Here is a 15,501-nt window from a genome sequence, read left to right as displayed (position 1 = left end):
CGGTGTTTACACCTGCGCTTTCAGGGGAAGCCTGCGCTGGCGCTTGCCAGTCAGGGCAAACAGCGCATTACCCAGCGCCGGAATCACCGGCGGAACACCCGGCTCGCCAACGCCCGTTGGCGCCTCGTCACTATCAACAATGTCGACAACCACTTCCGGGCGCTGGTCGTGCCGCATCAACGGGTAATCGTGGAAATTGCTCTGCTGGACCTGCCCGTCCCTGAAGGTAATGTCGCCATAAAGCGCCGCTGTGAGACCGAAGATCACACCACCCTCGATCTGATCGCGCACAATGTCCGGATTGACCACCTGGCCACAGTCAACGGCGCAGACCACCTTGTGCACGCGGATTTCGCCGGCCTCAACACTGGCCTCGACCACCTGGGCGACGTAGGTGCCAAAACTGCGGAACAGGGCTATGCCGCGTGCCCGGCCCTCCGGTGCCGGGTCGTCCCATTGCGCCAGCCTGACGGCGCGATCGAGCACCTCCAGATGCCTGGGCTCATGGTCAATCAGCGACCGCCGGAACTGATAGGGGTCCTGCCCCAGTTCACTGGCCAGCTCATCCATGAAGGTTTCCACCGCAAAGCCGTTGTGGGAAAACCCGACTGACCGCCACCAGGAAACGGGCACGCCCGGGTCCGTGTGGGTGTGGCGGATATCAAGATTCGGCACCCGGTACGGATACTCGATGGCGCCTTCTATGGCGGAGTGATCCTTTGGTGTGGCAATGCCCTCGGCCATCAGCCCCACCCGACCCAGCGTGTTGTACAGAAATTTCGGTGCCCAGGGATACTGCGCAGGCGCCGCGTTGCGTACGTACCAGTCCAGTATCTGGGGGCCAACAACCTGGTGGTGCCAGCCGGTAACCTGATCACCGCTGACACTGGCCTGCATGCGATGCAGCATGGCCGGGCGATACAGGTCATGGCGGGTGTCTTCCTCCCGCGACCAGATCAGTTTGACCGGTTTGCCAACTCTGAACGCCACCGCAGAGGCTTCCTCGATGTAATCGTTGGTCAGCCGACGCCCGAAACCGCCACCGAGGAAGGTGGTATGGATGGTCACATCATCCGGTGACAGGTCGGTTACCCTGGCAGCCGCAATACGGCCAAGATCCGGTGCCTGGGTTGGTGCCCAGACTTCAATTCCGTTGTTCCGATACCAGGCCGTCGCATTCATCGGCTCCAGCGTGGCGTGGGCCAGGTAGGGCTGCTCGTAGCTGGCGTCAACCAGGCGTTCAGCACTCTCGACCGCATCTCCGTAGTCGCCCTCGCTGCGTTCGCTTTCGCCCGGGTCTTCGTCGGCCGCCTTGTGATAGGAAGAAAAAACCTCGTCATTCGACAGGCTCAGGGCGTCGCTGTTATCCCATTCAATGGTCAGTGCATCCTGTGCCTTGCGAGCCCGCCAGTATTTGTCGGCGACCACCGCAACGCCCCGCTCAATGTCGAAAACGTCCAGGACACCGGGCAACCTGCGAGCTTCCGAATCGTCGAAGGACCGGACGCGGGCGCCATAGCGGGGCGGACGGGTGACAACGGCGTAAACCATGCCGTCCAGCTCAACATCAATGCCATAGATCGGGGCGCCGGTGGATTTGGCTTCGGCATCCAGGCGGCCCCGGTTCTTGCCGATGTATTTCCATTCGTTGCGGGGCTTGAGATCGGGATCTCCTGGAGCCTCCTGTTTCGCCGCCAGCTCCACCAGTCGGCCATAAGGCAGGCTTTCATCGCCGCTCGGGTGCACCACCCGGCCGTCAGCCGCCCGGCAGTCTTCCGGGCTGACGCCCCAGACGCTGGCAGCTGCCCTGATCAGCATGATGCGGGCAGAGGCCCCGGCTATCCGTAATGGCTGCCAACTGGTCGCCATGCTGGTGCTTCCGCCCGTCAGTTGCAGCTTGTACAGAGGATTGCGGTACTCAGGGGCCACCGGTGCGAACCTGGGCTGTATGGCAGCAGGGGCCACTTCCAGCTCTTCGGCGATCAGTGTGGTCAGGCCGGTGTAGGTGCCCTGTCCCATTTCTACCCGGGCCAGGGTGAAATAAACCTTGTCGTCGGCCGTCAGCTCAAGCCAGGCATCCGGCTTCCAGTCGCCGCTTTTTTCATCGTAACCGGTCTGTATTCCGGCACAGCCCGGCAGCGACAGGGAAATCACCAGCCCGCCAGACGTGCCTGCAGTAACCTTGAGGAAGTCGCGTCTATTCATGGTCATATCACGCCTCCCCGCGGCTGGACTGCCCGGCGCGGTTTTCAACCACGGACTCGACGGCGGCAACAATACGGGAGTAGGTGCCGCAACGACACAGATTACCGCTTACCGCAGCAACAATATCCTCACGGGAGGGAGACTCGTTGTGCTGCAACAAGTGAGCAGCGCTCATGATCTGACCTGACTGGCAATAGCCGCACTGGGGCACCCCGTGTTCCACCCAGGCCTGTTGCAGGGGATGCAAATCGCCATCGCTTGTCAGGCCTTCGATCGTGGTCACATCTCCACCTTCGGCCATTTCCACCGGCGTGGAGCAGGAACGTACCGGCTGTCCATTCAAGTGGACGGTACAGGCGCCGCAAAGCCCCTTGCCGCAGCCGAATTTGGTACCTTTAAGCCCAAGTTCGTCGCGAACGACCCACAGCAGGGGGGTGTCGCTTTCAACCTCAACGGTTTGCTTTTTGCCATTCACAGTCAGGCGCACGGCCATGAATACTCTCCCGTGTTTACCGGAGCCATGGCCCCGGCTGAGTTTTTATTGTTTGTCAGCCGGAACGGCCTTACTTGACGACGTCCTTACCGTCCTTGTCAGTCCAGATCTTTCGTTCGCCAGTCGGCATTTTCCCCTCGGAGTCCCAGACCTCACGGTCCGTTGTCGCCTCTTCGACCTTGCCGTTATCATTCCAGATAACACGGTCCTTGCACCCGACCAGGGCCGCTGCCACAAAAAGTACCAACATCAACTGTTTCACTCTTACCTCCGGACCGATCTCATCGGTTTTGGCTGATTATCTTCAGGCACCGTGAATTTCACGGTTGCGCTGCTTGTCACGGTCGCTCTTGCGAACCATGACGTAGACGGCACCGGTGCCGCCGTGACGCTTCTGTGCCGAATGGAACGCCAGCACATCGTCCAGCTCCGGAAGCCATTTGGCGATGTAGCTCTTGAGCTGGGCGATACCGTCCGGGTTACGCTCACCCTTGCCGTGCAGGATGATCACCGACCTTAGCCCGTAGCGGACACAGTCATTTATAAAGCCGAACACCTCCCGGCGTGCCTCCTCGACTGTCATCCGGTGCAGATCCAGGCGTGCTTCAATCGGGTACTGCCCAAGACGGAACTTGCGAAACACCCCGTTCTGGACACCCGGGCGCTGCCAGCACAGGACATCGTGTGCCGTCAGCGGCTCCACCATATCAGCGGTCAGCGGGTTACGGTCCTTCAGCGGCTGATCCATGGCTGACCGTTGCCGCTCGAGGTGACCCGGCGTCAGTTCCTTCGGAGTCTTCACGTCGGCCTTGTTGGGTTTCCGGATGCGACGGACGTCCTTCATCTCCTCCAGAAAGCTAAGGCGCTCATCTTTGGTCGTCATGTCGATATCATTTGCAGTCGGGTTGATGGGACTTTAACACCCGCCGGCCCACACCCGCCACAGCGTTAATAATTGACTATCCGACGAAAATCTTAGGGCCCGCTTACCTGTAGTTAGTCTACACTTCAGGCACATAACAACCACAACGGAGCGCGTTTATGACCGCCGCACCCCAGGACAGCGAACGCCCCCAGAATACACGCGCCATTATGACCTTTCTGCGTGAGCATTCGCCATTTTCGAACATGGACGATTCACATCTGGCCCATTTTGCAGAACACGCTTCCCTGCGGTTCTATGCCGATGACGATGTCGTACTCTCGCCGGAGGACGGCCCTGTAAAACGATTCTACATCGTCAAGCAGGGGCGCATTCGCGGCGAACGCGCCCGGGACAAGGACGGCGAGACGGAAACCACGTTCGAAATCAGCCAGGGTGAGTGTTTTCCTCTGGCAGCCCTGATCGGCGAGCGCCCCACCCGTACGCTTCACCGCGCCTCCGGGGACACTTTCTGCCTCAGCATTGAACACGACACCTTTGTCACGCTGTTCTCACAGAGTGACCCTTTCCGCGATTTCTGCCTGCGGGGTGTCAGCAGCCTGCTGGACCAGGTCAACCAGCGAATACAGACTGGCGCCATGGCCTCCATAGGCTCCAGCAACTCTCTGGACACCCCCCTGGAACGCTATGCCATTCGCAACCCCATTGTGTGCTCACCGGACCTGCCAGTGCGCAAGGCCGTCGCACGCATGCACGAGAATAATGTAGGCAGCATTGTCATAACCGATGACGAGCGGCACCCCACGGGCATCTTTACCCTGAGGGACCTGCGCACCATGGTGGCGGAAGAGAAAGGTCCGCTGGACACACCCATCGGGCAGGTGATGACAAAAAAACCCTGCTGCCTGACAGCCCAGGCCGACGCCTTTGAAGCCGCCATGCTCATGGCAGAGCACCACTTTGCCCATATCTGTGTGGTGGATGAGGACAAGCGCCTGATAGGCATGGTCTCGGAGAGAGACCTGTTCTCCCTGCAACGGGTGGATCTGGTCAATCTCGCCCGTACCATCGGCACCGCCAGCCATCTAAGGACCCTGGTCAGCCTGAGAACCGACGTTTCCAGGCTCGTGGACGCCATGCTTGCCCACGGAGCAGACTCCGGTCAGGTGGTAAAAATCATTACCACCCTGAACGATGTTACTGTGCGCCGGGTGCTGGAGTTGAACATAAAGAAGCACGACCCGGGCATTCCCTTCACCTGGCTGACCTTCGGCAGCGAAGGCCGGCAGGAGCAGACATTGTTGACGGACCAGGACAACGGCATCCTGTTCGAAACACCAGAGGGAATGAGCGAAGACCAGGCAAGGGAAAAACTTCTGCCGTTTGCCGAAACCATCAACAAGGAACTGGCAGAATGTGGTTTCACCCTGTGCAAGGGCAACATCATGGCCAGCAATCCGAAACTGTGCCTCAGTGGCCGTGAGTGGGACGACTGGTTCATCCGGTTTATCGACGCATCTACCCCGCAAAACCTGGTGTACTCGTCCATATTCCTCGACATGAGAGCGGTGTTCGGGCCAACAGAGCCACTGGACGCCCTGCTGGACAAGGTTCTCGCACGCATCCGCAAGAACGCCCTGTTTCAGAAGATGCTGGCCGGCAATGCCATCACCCGCAAACCCCCTCTGACCATGTTCCGCAACTTCCGCTATGTCCAGGAAGGCAAGAAGAAAAAACTGGACCTGAAACGCCAGGGGCTCGCGCCCTTCGTGGAGGCGGTCCGGGTATTCGCCCTCGCCAATGGTGTTGGCGAAGCCAATACACTGGAGCGCATGAACAAGCTGGCGGAGAAAGGTGTCTTCGACCCCAAGGATGCCAATGCCTGGCAGGAGGCCTATAGCCTCATTCAGGCCATCCGGATGAGGGCCCACCAGGAAATGCTGGAGCGGGATGAACCCTTGTCCAACTATATCGACCCCGACGATCTCAACCCACTGGACCGGCGAATTCTTCGCGAATCTTTCCGCCAGGCCCAGCGCTTGCAGCAGAAGCTGGAAGTGACCTATCAACTCTGACCCCCGGGGCCGACCATTATGCTGGAGCAGATCAAAGACTGGATTGAACGGCTCAGGGCCGGCAGCACGGGCGGGCCCGACCGTGAACACCTGCCAACCCCGAAAACCGCCGGCGATCAGCGCCTGTCCGATTGCAGGCTGATCGTGCTTGATCTTGAAACCACTGGCCTCAACGCCGCAAAAGATGAAGTCATTGCCATCGGAGCCGTGGCTATCCACAAAAATGCCATAGGCATGGGTGATCAGTTCGACCTTATTCTCCGGCGCCCGGAGCTGGACATCAGTGAGACTGTACTGATTCACGGTATCGGCCCGGAAGCCCTGACCCGGGGCCACGAGACCGAAGATGCCCTGTTGCATCTGCTGGAATGGATGAACGGCGACCTGATCCTTGCCTACCATTCAGCGTTTGACCAGAAGTTCCTTGAAAAAGCGCTCAAAACTACCCTTGGATACACCCAACCACACACCTGGATTGATGTGGCCGAGATGCTTCCGGCCTTTTTTCCCGATGCGAAAACCGGAGGCCGGGGCCTGGACAACTGGGCTGACTTTTTCGGCCTTGAGGTCAGTGCCCGCCACCATGCAGCCGCCGATGCCCTCGCCACCGCAGAATTGACCCTGGCAGTCATAAACAGAGCTCACAAAAACGACGTTGTCACATTGCAGGGCCTCAACGACAAGCTAAAGTACTACCGGCGTCTTAAAAACATGCATCGGCCAGGTTAGAAACCCTGGAACTGTGTCGCGTTTGAAGACGTTTTAGCAGGCAAATAACTGAGAATTAGACCTTTTGCCAATATCTATATATCGCTTGACGGGTAAAGTCGGAGAGGACAACAAGTCGGAGAAGAACTATATGAATAATAATTTCTCTACAACAAACACGTCACAGAAAACCCACCCAACCCCCACAACAACAAGACAGGAGTGATCCTATGTCAGGTCATGACTACGATGCTGTGAATTACTGGAAGGCGAACCTTCGCCTGATATTCGGGAGCCTGATCGTCTGGGCCCTGGTATCTTATGGATTCGCCATATTGCTTCGCCCCATGCTCGCCGGGATCCCTATCGGCGGAACCGACCTAGGTTTCTGGTTCGCCCAACAGGGCTCGATTCTTACCTTCATCGCGCTGATCTTTCATTACGCATGGCGAATGAACAAGCTCGATGAAAAATTCGACGTGCATGAGGAGTAAGTTCGAATGGATCAGTTTATAATCAACCTGTTATTCGTAGGCGGTTCATTCGCCCTCTATATCGGCATTGCCATCTGGGCGAAGGCCGGTAGCACAAGTGATTTCTACGTCGCGGGTGGCGGCGTTCATCCGATCACCAACGGTGCTGCTATCGGTGCTGACTGGATGTCTGCGGCATCCTTTATCTCCATGGCGGGCCTGATTGCCGCTGGTGGTTATGCCAACTCAACCTTCCTGATGGGCTGGACCGGTGGTTATGTACTGCTGGCCATGCTGCTTGCACCTTACCTGCGTAAGTTCGGCAAGTTCACGGTTCCCGAGTTCATCGGTGATCGCTTCTACAGCCGAAACGCACGGTTTGTGGCTGTGGCCTGTCTGATCGTGGCGTCGGTTACCTACGTTATCGGCCAGATGGCCGGTGCCGGTGTAGCCTTCTCACGGTTCCTGGAAGTGGACGCCACCATGGGTCTGATCATCGCTGCGGTCGTGATCTTCATCTACGCGGTACTCGGTGGTATGAAAGGCATCACCTATACCCAGGTGGCCCAGTACTGCGTTCTGATCATCGCGTACACCATTCCTGCGGTGTTCATCTCACTGCAACTGACTGGCAATCCGCTGCCTCCGCTCGGCCTGTTCTCGACTCACGTTGATTCGGGACTTCCCCTGCTGGAGAAACTGGACCAGGTTATCACTGAACTCGGCTTCCGGGACTACACGGCAGACGTGGACAACAAACTGAACATGGTTCTGTTTACCCTGTCTCTGATGATCGGTACTGCCGGCCTGCCTCACGTCATCATCCGCTTCTTCACCGTACCCAAGGTTGCAGACGCACGCTGGTCCGCTGGCTGGGCGCTGGTGTTCATCGCCCTGCTGTACCTGACTGCGCCTGCAGTTGCATCCATGGCTCGACTGAACCTGATGACCACTATCTATCCGGATGGTGTCGAGGGTCAGGCCATCGAATATGATGAACGGCCACAGTGGATTCAGGAGTGGGAAGTGACCGGCCTGATCCAGTTCGAAGACAAGAACAACGACGGCCGCATCCAGTTCTACAACGATGGTAATGCAGAGTTCGCAGACGAGGCTGAAGCCCGCGGCTGGGAAGGCAACGAATTCACCTACAACAACGATATTCTGGTATTGGCCAACCCCGAGATTGCCAACCTGCCAGGCTGGGTTATCGGCCTGATTGCAGCTGGTGGTCTTGCGGCGGCACTGTCGACAGCGGCTGGTCTGTTGCTGGCGATATCGTCTGCGGTGAGTCACGACCTGATCAAAGGTGGCTTCAATCCCAACATCTCAGAGAAAGGGGAACTGCTGGCTGCACGTATCTCCATGGCCGTTGCCATAGTGCTGGCCACCTACCTTGGTGCCAACCCTCCAGGGTTCGCCGCACAGGTGGTAGCTCTGGCCTTCGGTATCGCGGCTGCCTCGCTGTTCCCGGCGCTGATGATGGGTATCTTCTTCAAGCGCATTAACAATGTGGGCGCCATCTCGGGAATGTTGGCTGGCTTGGGTGCTACCCTGGTCTACATCTTCATCTTCCTTGGCTGGTTCTTCATTCCGGGAACCAACAACCTGGCCAACACTCCGGACAACTGGCTGCTGGGCATTTCCCCGCTGTCGTTCGGTGCAGTTGGTGCAATCATCAACTTTGCGGTAGCCTTTGCGGTCTCTCATGCGACCGAAGAGCCGCCCATTGAGATTCAGGAACTGGTCGAAAGCGTCCGTTACCCACGCGGTGCCGGAAAATCCTATGACCACTAAGCAACATGTCAGCCAACGATAGATGAGAATCTGACAGGCTGAACCTGAACGGGCTTCCTCCTTGGGGAAGCCCGTTTTTTTTCGAGGAATCAATTATATGTTCTGGACTTTTGTGGCGACAGTATTCTGTGGTCTCGGCGCCGCAGGTATCGCCCTCGCTATACGTGCCATCACCCGACAAAAGGCGCCCAAGTGGATTATTCCGGTATTTGCCGGCGCCGGCATGCTGGGTTACCTGATTTACATGGAGTACACCTGGTTTGATCTCAAGCAGACGCAACTCCCGGAAGAAGCTGTCGTCGTCAGCACCGAGGAATATGGCGCGCCCTGGCGGCCATGGGCCTATGTTGTGCCACAGATCGCTGCTTTTACCGTTCTGGACACCAACAGCATTATGGTGGACAACCCTGAACAGAATATCGTCCGTTTCAGTCTTTATCGCTTCGAGCAGTCCTACACCGATGCGGTGTCCCAGAAAATGTATCTGCTAAACTGTGATTCGCGTGAGCTGGTCCCCCTCAAGGGCGAAAAGAGCCTGGATACCAGTGCACTCCGAACATTGCCCGAAGACGACCCGTTGCTGGAGCTTGCCTGCGACCAGTAGATCCGGTTACCGGGCCTGACGTCTGTTCATCGTACTCTGGGAAAGCCTGTTTATGCTCAGTGGCTGGCTGTTAGTCCTCATTTCGATCACTTACATCTCGCTGCTGTTTGCCATTGCCTGGGCTGGTGACCGCCACCCCGGGCTCTATCGCCGGCGTTGGGCAAGAACCCATGTCTATGCCCTGTCCCTTGCGGTCTATTTCACCTCCTGGACCTTCTACGGCGCTGTCGGGCGTGCTACCCAGGAAGGGCTGGGCTTCCTGCCCATCTATCTGGGTCCCTTGCTGGTGTTCGTGTTCGGCGCTCCCCTTCTTCGCCGCATCATCTTCATCAGTAAGCGCAACAACAGCACCTCCATCGCTGATTTCATTGCCTCGCGGTATGGCAAATCCCAGTCCCTGGCGGCGATGGTCGCCATCTTTGCGCTCATTGGCAGCGTTCCCTACATTGCGCTCCAGCTAAAAGCCATCTCCATGGGCTTCAACGTGCTTTCCGACGCCGGAACGGCCCATACCGAGCTGAGCACAGCCGCCTGGAACGACTCTGCCTGGTACATCACCCTGGTGCTGGCGGTGTTTACCGTGCTGTTCGGCACCCGGCACCTGGAATCCACGGAACACCATCGCGGCATGATTCAGGCGGTTGCCTTCGAATCACTGATCAAGATTGTTGCCTTTGTGGCTGTCGGGCTGTTTGTGGGTTATGGCCTTTACGGTGGTTTCGGTGATCTCTGGGGCAATGTCCAGGAGGCCGGACTGGTGGGTACCCTGACCACTGATGCAATTGAGGCGCCAGCCTTTATTACCCAGACACTGGTGGCCATGCTTGCCATTATCTGCCTGCCACGGCAGTTTCACGTTATGGTGGTAGAGAACACCGACTACCGGGATTTCGAGACTGCCCGGTGGGCCATGCCCATCTACCTGATCATCGCCAGTGCCTTTGTGCTTCCCATTGCCGCGGCGGGACTTCTGTCGCCGGAAATCGGTTCCTCGGACCCCGACATACTGATTCTCAACCTGCCTATTGCTGCCGGCGAACAATGGCTCGCCATACTGGCATTTCTCGGCGGTGGCTCGGCCGCAGCTGCAATGGTAATCGTCTGTTCCGTGGCCATCGCCACCATGGTGAGCAACGAAATCATCATGCCCGCCCTGCTGAAATTTTTCCGCCCCGGCATGAACAAGCGCTCGGATCTCAGCTACCTGCTGCTGAGCATCCGCCGTGTGGCCATCTTCGTGGTTCTGTTAACTGCCTACGGTTTTTATCGTATGGCCGGGGAAGACTACAGCCTGACGGCTTTCGGGCTCCTCTCGTTTGCTGCAGCAGCCCAGTTCGGTCCTGCCCTGGTGGGGGGCATCCTCTGGCGCAGGGGCAACCATACGGGCGCGGTATGGGGGCTGGGGCTCGGGTTCCTTATGTGGTGCTACACCCTGTTGCTACCGGCACTGGCTTCAACCGGATGGCTGAACGATACCCTCATCGAACAGGGTATCTGGGGAATCAACTGGACCAGGCCAACGGCCCTGTTCGGCTCCGAGCTCGACCAGATAAGCCATGGCATCATCTGGAGCCTTGGCATCAACACCGTCACCTACATCGTGCTGTCCATGCTCACCCGCCAACGGGTGCGGGAAAAAATCCAGATCGCTTCGTTCTTCCAGGACCCCCAGCCAAAAGCGGAAACACCCCAGCAACAAAGCTGGCAGGGTGAAATCCTGACATCTGACCTCCAGGCCATTGCTGACCGCTTTATGGGAGAGGAGCGGGCGGAGGCCATATTCCGCAACTACGAGCGGCGCAACGCCATCCGCCTGCACCTTCACCGCCCTGCTTCATCGCACCTGATGAAGTTCATCGAACGCCAGCTGGCCTCAGTCATCGGCGCTTCAACCGCCAGAGTTGTGCTTGAGTCGACCCTGACCGGCCGGGACATGCAGATCGAGGACGTTGTCAGCATTGTCGATGAAGCCTCCCAGGCCATGACGTTCAGCCGCGAGCTCCTGCAGTCCGCCATTGAGAACATCAGCCTGGGCGTTTCAGTGGTGAATCATCAGCAACAGCTGGTGGTATGGAATCAACGCTACCTGGAGCAATTCAACTACCCCGCCGGTTTTGTCCGGGTCGGACGGCCGGTGGAAGACCTGATGCGCTACAACCTGACCAATGCCAATCTGCCGGCAAGACGTATTGACGAGATTATTACCGACCGTTGCAGCAAGATGCGGGAGGGCCTTGCCATGTCCTACGAGCGTCAGCGACCGGACGGCACCGTGCTGCGAATCGACGGCAGCCCGATTCCCGGCGGCGGTTATGTGACCACCTTCCAGGACATCACTGCCATGCGCCGCACCGAACAGGCGCTGAAGGAAACCAATATCTATCTGGAACAACGGGTGAAGGAACGCACCCAGGAGTTGCAGGTCATCAATGAGCAGATGCTCAAGGCCAAGTCGGTTGCCGAGCAGGCTAACCAGAGCAAAACCCGCTTCCTCGCGTCAGCCAGTCACGATCTGCTACAGCCGCTGAACGCTGCCCGTCTGTTCACGTCTGCGCTTGCCGGCAAGGCCCGTGACCCGGAAATGACAGAACTGGTGGAACATATCGACAGCTCTCTGGGGGCCGCCGAGGAAATTATCAGCACCCTGCTGGACATTTCCAAACTGGACGCAGGCGCCCTGGAGCCGGATATCGGCGTGTTCCCGGTCAACGAGATCATGCGTCACCTGGCTACGGATTTTTCCGCCATCGCCAAGGATCAGGGCCTGGATCTGCACGTGGTGCCCAGCAGTGCCTGGATACGCTCTGACTCCAAACTGCTCAGACGGGTGATCCAGAACTTTCTTTCCAATGCCATCCGATATACCCCCAGCGGGAGGATCCTCCTCGGGTGCCGCCGTCTGAAGGGCTATATTCGCATCGAAGTCTGGGACACCGGACCGGGCATTCCGGATGACCAGCTCGCCCATATCTTTGAAGAGTTTCGCCGTTTCCAGCAGGGCCGGGATAAAAAGGGGCTGGGCCTGGGGCTGGCCATTGTCGACCGTATCTGCGGCATGCTCAACCATCCGGTCAATGTTCGCTCTGTTCAGGGTCTGGGGAGTGTGTTCAGCATCACCGTACCGGTCGCTGCCCCCGAACACAGCGAACAGAACGCCGCCAAGCCCGCCTCTGCACCACGGCGCCTCTCCAGCCTGGGAGGATTACACGTGCTGTGCATCGACAACGACCCTGCCATCCTTCATGGCATGAGTGCCCTTCTGGACAACTGGCAGTGTGACGTCACCACCGCCGAAAGCCTCGAAGATGCGCGCTACAAGCTGAACGGCACAGAACCGGACATCATCCTGGCGGATTATCAGCTCGATGATAACCGTAATGGTCTCGACGCAATGGACGCATTGAGAGAAGAGGCAACCAATGATATACCTGGCATACTTATTACCGGCTACATGGCCCCGGAAGTCAGGGAAGATGCTATTGGCAGGGGTTATCAGATTCTTTACAAACCTGTTAAACCAGCGGCCCTCAGGGCTGTGGTTAACAAGTTACTCAAACAGAAGCGCCCATGACAGATTCAACAGACACCGCCATCGGTAACACCTTTGCCAAACTCAGTTATCTGGTTGTCGATGACTTTGAGAATTTTCGCCTGTCCATGAGGCAGATGTTACGAAGCTGTGGTGCTGACAAGATCGAACTTCTACCCAATGCGTCTACCGCCGTCCAGTACTGTTCCTACAACCATGTGGATGTGGTCCTGTGCGACTACAACCTGGGAGACGGCAAGAACGGCCAGCACATTCTGGAGGAACTGCGGCACAAGAAACTTCTGAAACGCTCGTCCCTGTTCCTGATGGTTACCGCTGAAACGTCCAAGGAGATGGTCATGGGCGCCAGGGAATACCAGCCCGATGCCTACCTGACGAAACCCATCAACCGCGCCATGCTGGAAAAACGGCTCAGCGGGCTGATCACACAGCGAAACGCTTTGCTTCCCATCAATCGGGAAATCGACCGTGAAAACTACCCTGAAGCCATCTCCCTTTGCCTGCAGGCGCTACCCGCGAAGCCCCGTTACAAGACATGGCTGATGAAAACCCTTGCCGACCTTTACTACCAGGTCGGCGATTTCAGCCATGCTCTGAAAATCTATGACGACGTGCTGGCACAGCGGGATCTCTCATGGGCCAGGGCGGGGCGCGGCAAAATCCTGGTAGCCAATCAGAACTACGACGATGCCGTTGTCACCCTCAAAGACCTCGTCAGCAAACACCCTGACTACATGGAAGCCTATGACTTGCTGGCCGAAGCACTGGAGAAGCAGGGACGCCCCACCCAGGCACAGCAAATCCTGGAGAAGGCCGCCGAGCACTCCCCTAACGCGCTCCTGCGGCACAAGCACCTGGCTGGACTGGCAGCTTCCAATCAGGACATGTCGACCGCATCGGAGGCATGGCGACAAACGGTTTCCCTGGGCACCTACTCTATTCACGACAGCTCCGAGCATTACCTCGCGCTGGGCCAGTCGCTGTCGGATCTCAGCGAAGGTGATACATCCGACGAAGGTTCGGCTCATGCGGACGAAGCTCTGACCATTCTGCGGCGTATGGAAAAACGTTTCGCAGACCAGGAGGATATCAAGGTCCGCAGCCGCATTGTGCAGTCCCGGGTTCATGCCGGCCAGGGCAGGATGAACGAAGCCCAGAAGGCAATCGAGAGTATTGCTGACGAACTGGGCGAACCGGAGCTCATGGATCCTGAGGCCGGCCTGGATTATGCCAAGACATTGTTCCGGCTGGGCCGGGACGAAGAAGCAAAAACCCTGCTGACAACCCTGGCCAATCGCTGCCAGGATAATCCGACATTGCTGCAGAAGATCGAGAACCTGCTTGATGAGCCGGTAGGCTTCCGGCAAAAATTGCAGGCAAGGTCCCTGAACCGGGATGGCATCAAGGCGTTTGAGGCAGGAAAGCTTGACGAGGCCGCGTCAACGTTCAGCCAGGCCCTCGAGATAGTGCCCTCTCACGCCTCACTCAACCTCAATCTGGTGCAGGTACTGATGAAGAAGTACCAGGAAACCCCAGACGACCGCGATCTGTTGAAGCGCTGTGAGAAATACCTCGCCAAGCTCTCCGGTTTGCCGGAGCAACACCGGCAGTATCGACGGCTGATGTCCTTGCGCAAAAAACTGAAAGGAATGATGTCATGACCACCGAAAATCAGGAGACCTCTTCTGGTCCTCGCGAGTCTCAAAGTATCGACTTCTCCATGGTTCTGGCATCCGCCGTTCATGACATGAAGAATTCCCTGGGCATGTTGCTGAATTCTCTAGATGAGCTGCGCCAGGAGCAAGGTAACTCGGTGGGTGAGTCGTCCCGCTTCAATACCCTGCAATATGAAGCCGAGCGTATGCACAATGATCTGGTGCAACTGCTGGGCATCTACCGGCTTGGTGAAAACAACCTGTCGGCTCACATAGAGGAACACTTCGTCCCCGGCTTTCTGTCCGAGCATATGGCCCGGCACACCCCTCTTCTCGAGGGCTTGGGTATCGAGCTGGCGATCGAAGCCGATGACATCAATGGGTTCTTCGATGAAGATTTGCTGACCGGCGTGCTGAATAACACCATTAACAACGCCATTCGCTACACCAAGAGCAAGATCAAACTGACTGCCTCAGAACAGCAGGGTTTCCTGGTTGTTGGCGTTGAGGATGACGGAGATGGTTATCCGGAGAATATGCAGCACAGCGGTACACCGAGTTTCAAATCCCTGAACTTCAAGAGCGGCAGCACCAGCCTGGGGTTGTTCTTCGCGTCGTCTGTTGCTCAGCTGCACAATGAAGGGGACCGGACCGGGTCCATTCGACTGCATAATGGTGGCAGTCTGGGCGGTGGGGTGTTTGAGATCTGGTTGCCCTGACCCTTTTTAATTCAGGCAATAAAAAACCCCCGACGGCGAAGCCGCGGGGGTTTTTAGGTATTAAGAGCCTGACGATGACCTACTCTCACATGGGCAGAAGCCACACTACCATCGGCGCTGGTCTGTTTCACTGCTGAGTTCGGGATGGGATCAGGTGGTTCCAGACCGCTATGGTCGTCAGGCAAAACGGTTGATCACTGGGGGACGAGACAGAACAGGTGATGTTGATTTCGTTGCGTTATCCGCAATTGTCTTGGGTGTTATATAGTCAAGCCGCACGAGCAATTAGTATCGGTTAGCTCAACGCCTCGCAGCGCTTACACACCCGACCTATCAACG

The 15,501-nt window shown here is 57.5% G+C and carries 12 protein-coding genes and 1 rRNA gene; 8 read left to right on the top strand and 5 right to left on the bottom strand.

The window, feature by feature from the left end; genetic code table 11:
• Positions 1 to 6: 6 nt before the first annotated feature.
• From QPL94_RS15975 to smrA, 4 genes are all read right to left on the bottom strand, one after another.
• On the bottom strand, positions 7 to 2,211 hold the full coding sequence (locus tag QPL94_RS15975) for a xanthine dehydrogenase family protein molybdopterin-binding subunit (protein WP_285358748.1): 2,205 nt from the start codon (positions 2,209 to 2,211) through the stop codon (positions 7 to 9).
• A 1-nt stretch (position 2,212) separates the two neighbouring features.
• Complete coding sequence (locus tag QPL94_RS15970) at positions 2,213 to 2,698, bottom strand: (2Fe-2S)-binding protein (RefSeq protein ID WP_285358746.1); 486 nt, start codon at positions 2,696 to 2,698, stop codon at positions 2,213 to 2,215.
• Positions 2,699 to 2,768: 70 nt separating this feature from the next.
• On the bottom strand, positions 2,769 to 2,960 hold the full coding sequence (locus QPL94_RS15965) for a hypothetical protein (protein ID WP_285358744.1): 192 nt from the start codon (positions 2,958 to 2,960) through the stop codon (positions 2,769 to 2,771).
• Between the two features lie 42 nt (positions 2,961 to 3,002).
• Positions 3,003 to 3,581, bottom strand: coding sequence for a DNA endonuclease SmrA (gene smrA / locus QPL94_RS15960; protein WP_285358743.1), 579 nt, complete (start codon positions 3,579 to 3,581; stop codon positions 3,003 to 3,005).
• 158 nt (positions 3,582 to 3,739) lie between these two features.
• Between smrA and QPL94_RS15955 the strand changes: the two genes are divergently transcribed.
• The 8 genes from QPL94_RS15955 to QPL94_RS15920 all read left to right on the top strand — a co-directional run bounded on the left by QPL94_RS15955 (position 3,740) and on the right by QPL94_RS15920 (position 15,162).
• Positions 3,740 to 5,656, top strand: coding sequence for a putative nucleotidyltransferase substrate binding domain-containing protein (locus QPL94_RS15955; RefSeq protein WP_285358741.1), 1,917 nt, complete (start codon positions 3,740 to 3,742; stop codon positions 5,654 to 5,656).
• Between the two features lie 18 nt (positions 5,657 to 5,674).
• Positions 5,675 to 6,385 (top strand): 3'-5' exonuclease, encoded by a 711-nt coding sequence (locus QPL94_RS15950; protein ID WP_285358740.1) that lies wholly within the window; start codon positions 5,675 to 5,677, stop codon positions 6,383 to 6,385.
• 209 nt (positions 6,386 to 6,594) lie between these two features.
• Positions 6,595 to 6,858 (top strand): DUF4212 domain-containing protein, encoded by a 264-nt coding sequence (locus tag QPL94_RS15945; protein ID WP_007154785.1) that lies wholly within the window; start codon positions 6,595 to 6,597, stop codon positions 6,856 to 6,858.
• A gap of 6 nt (positions 6,859 to 6,864) precedes the next feature.
• Complete coding sequence (locus QPL94_RS15940; RefSeq protein ID WP_285358737.1) at positions 6,865 to 8,634, top strand: sodium:solute symporter family protein; 1,770 nt, start codon at positions 6,865 to 6,867, stop codon at positions 8,632 to 8,634.
• Positions 8,635 to 8,731: 97 nt separating this feature from the next.
• A complete protein-coding gene (locus QPL94_RS15935; protein WP_285358736.1) occupies positions 8,732 to 9,238 on the top strand; it encodes a hypothetical protein in 507 nt (168 codons plus the stop codon).
• Positions 9,239 to 9,290: 52 nt separating this feature from the next.
• Positions 9,291 to 12,809 carry a hybrid sensor histidine kinase/response regulator gene (locus tag QPL94_RS15930; RefSeq protein WP_285358734.1) on the top strand — a complete coding sequence of 1,173 codons (3,519 nt, stop codon included), beginning with the start codon at positions 9,291 to 9,293 and terminating at the stop codon, positions 12,807 to 12,809.
• Complete coding sequence (locus QPL94_RS15925; protein WP_285358732.1) at positions 12,806 to 14,449, top strand: tetratricopeptide repeat-containing response regulator; 1,644 nt, start codon at positions 12,806 to 12,808, stop codon at positions 14,447 to 14,449. The genes QPL94_RS15930 and QPL94_RS15925 overlap by 4 nt, the downstream gene beginning before the upstream one ends.
• Positions 14,446 to 15,162, top strand: a complete 717-nt coding sequence (locus QPL94_RS15920) for a sensor histidine kinase (RefSeq protein ID WP_285358731.1) — start codon at positions 14,446 to 14,448, stop codon at positions 15,160 to 15,162. Before QPL94_RS15925 ends, QPL94_RS15920 begins: the two co-directional genes overlap by 4 nt.
• 66 nt (positions 15,163 to 15,228) lie before the next feature.
• Here QPL94_RS15920 and rrf read toward each other — a convergent pair.
• A 5S ribosomal RNA gene (rrf, locus tag QPL94_RS15915) occupies positions 15,229 to 15,344 on the bottom strand.
• Positions 15,345 to 15,501: the final 157 nt, after the last annotated feature.

The sequence above is a fragment of the Marinobacter sp. SS13-12 genome (assembly GCF_030227115.1).
In the GTDB taxonomy this organism is placed as follows: Bacteria; Pseudomonadota; Gammaproteobacteria; order Pseudomonadales; family Oleiphilaceae; genus Marinobacter.
The sequence above is the reverse complement of the archived record's forward strand: the minus strand, read 5'-3'. Positions and strand labels throughout refer to the sequence as shown.

What these genes read in the sequence shown, in the direction of transcription:
- QPL94_RS15975 (WP_285358748.1), bottom strand. Translation starts at nt 2,211, where the DNA reads ATGACCATGAATAGACGCGACTTCCTCAAGGTTACTGCAGGCACGTCT.
- QPL94_RS15955 (WP_285358741.1), top strand. Translation starts at nt 3,740, where the DNA reads ATGACCGCCGCACCCCAGGACAGCGAACGCCCCCAGAATACACGCGCC.
- QPL94_RS15930 (WP_285358734.1), top strand. Translation starts at nt 9,291, where the DNA reads ATGCTCAGTGGCTGGCTGTTAGTCCTCATTTCGATCACTTACATCTCG.
- QPL94_RS15925 (WP_285358732.1), top strand. Translation starts at nt 12,806, where the DNA reads ATGACAGATTCAACAGACACCGCCATCGGTAACACCTTTGCCAAACTC.
- QPL94_RS15970 (WP_285358746.1), bottom strand. Translation starts at nt 2,698, where the DNA reads ATGGCCGTGCGCCTGACTGTGAATGGCAAAAAGCAAACCGTTGAGGTT.
- QPL94_RS15950 (WP_285358740.1), top strand. Translation starts at nt 5,675, where the DNA reads ATGCTGGAGCAGATCAAAGACTGGATTGAACGGCTCAGGGCCGGCAGC.
- QPL94_RS15935 (WP_285358736.1), top strand. Translation starts at nt 8,732, where the DNA reads ATGTTCTGGACTTTTGTGGCGACAGTATTCTGTGGTCTCGGCGCCGCA.
- QPL94_RS15940 (WP_285358737.1), top strand. Translation starts at nt 6,865, where the DNA reads ATGGATCAGTTTATAATCAACCTGTTATTCGTAGGCGGTTCATTCGCC.
- QPL94_RS15920 (WP_285358731.1), top strand. Translation starts at nt 14,446, where the DNA reads ATGACCACCGAAAATCAGGAGACCTCTTCTGGTCCTCGCGAGTCTCAA.
- QPL94_RS15945 (WP_007154785.1), top strand. Translation starts at nt 6,595, where the DNA reads ATGTCAGGTCATGACTACGATGCTGTGAATTACTGGAAGGCGAACCTT.
- smrA (WP_285358743.1), bottom strand. Translation starts at nt 3,581, where the DNA reads ATGACGACCAAAGATGAGCGCCTTAGCTTTCTGGAGGAGATGAAGGAC.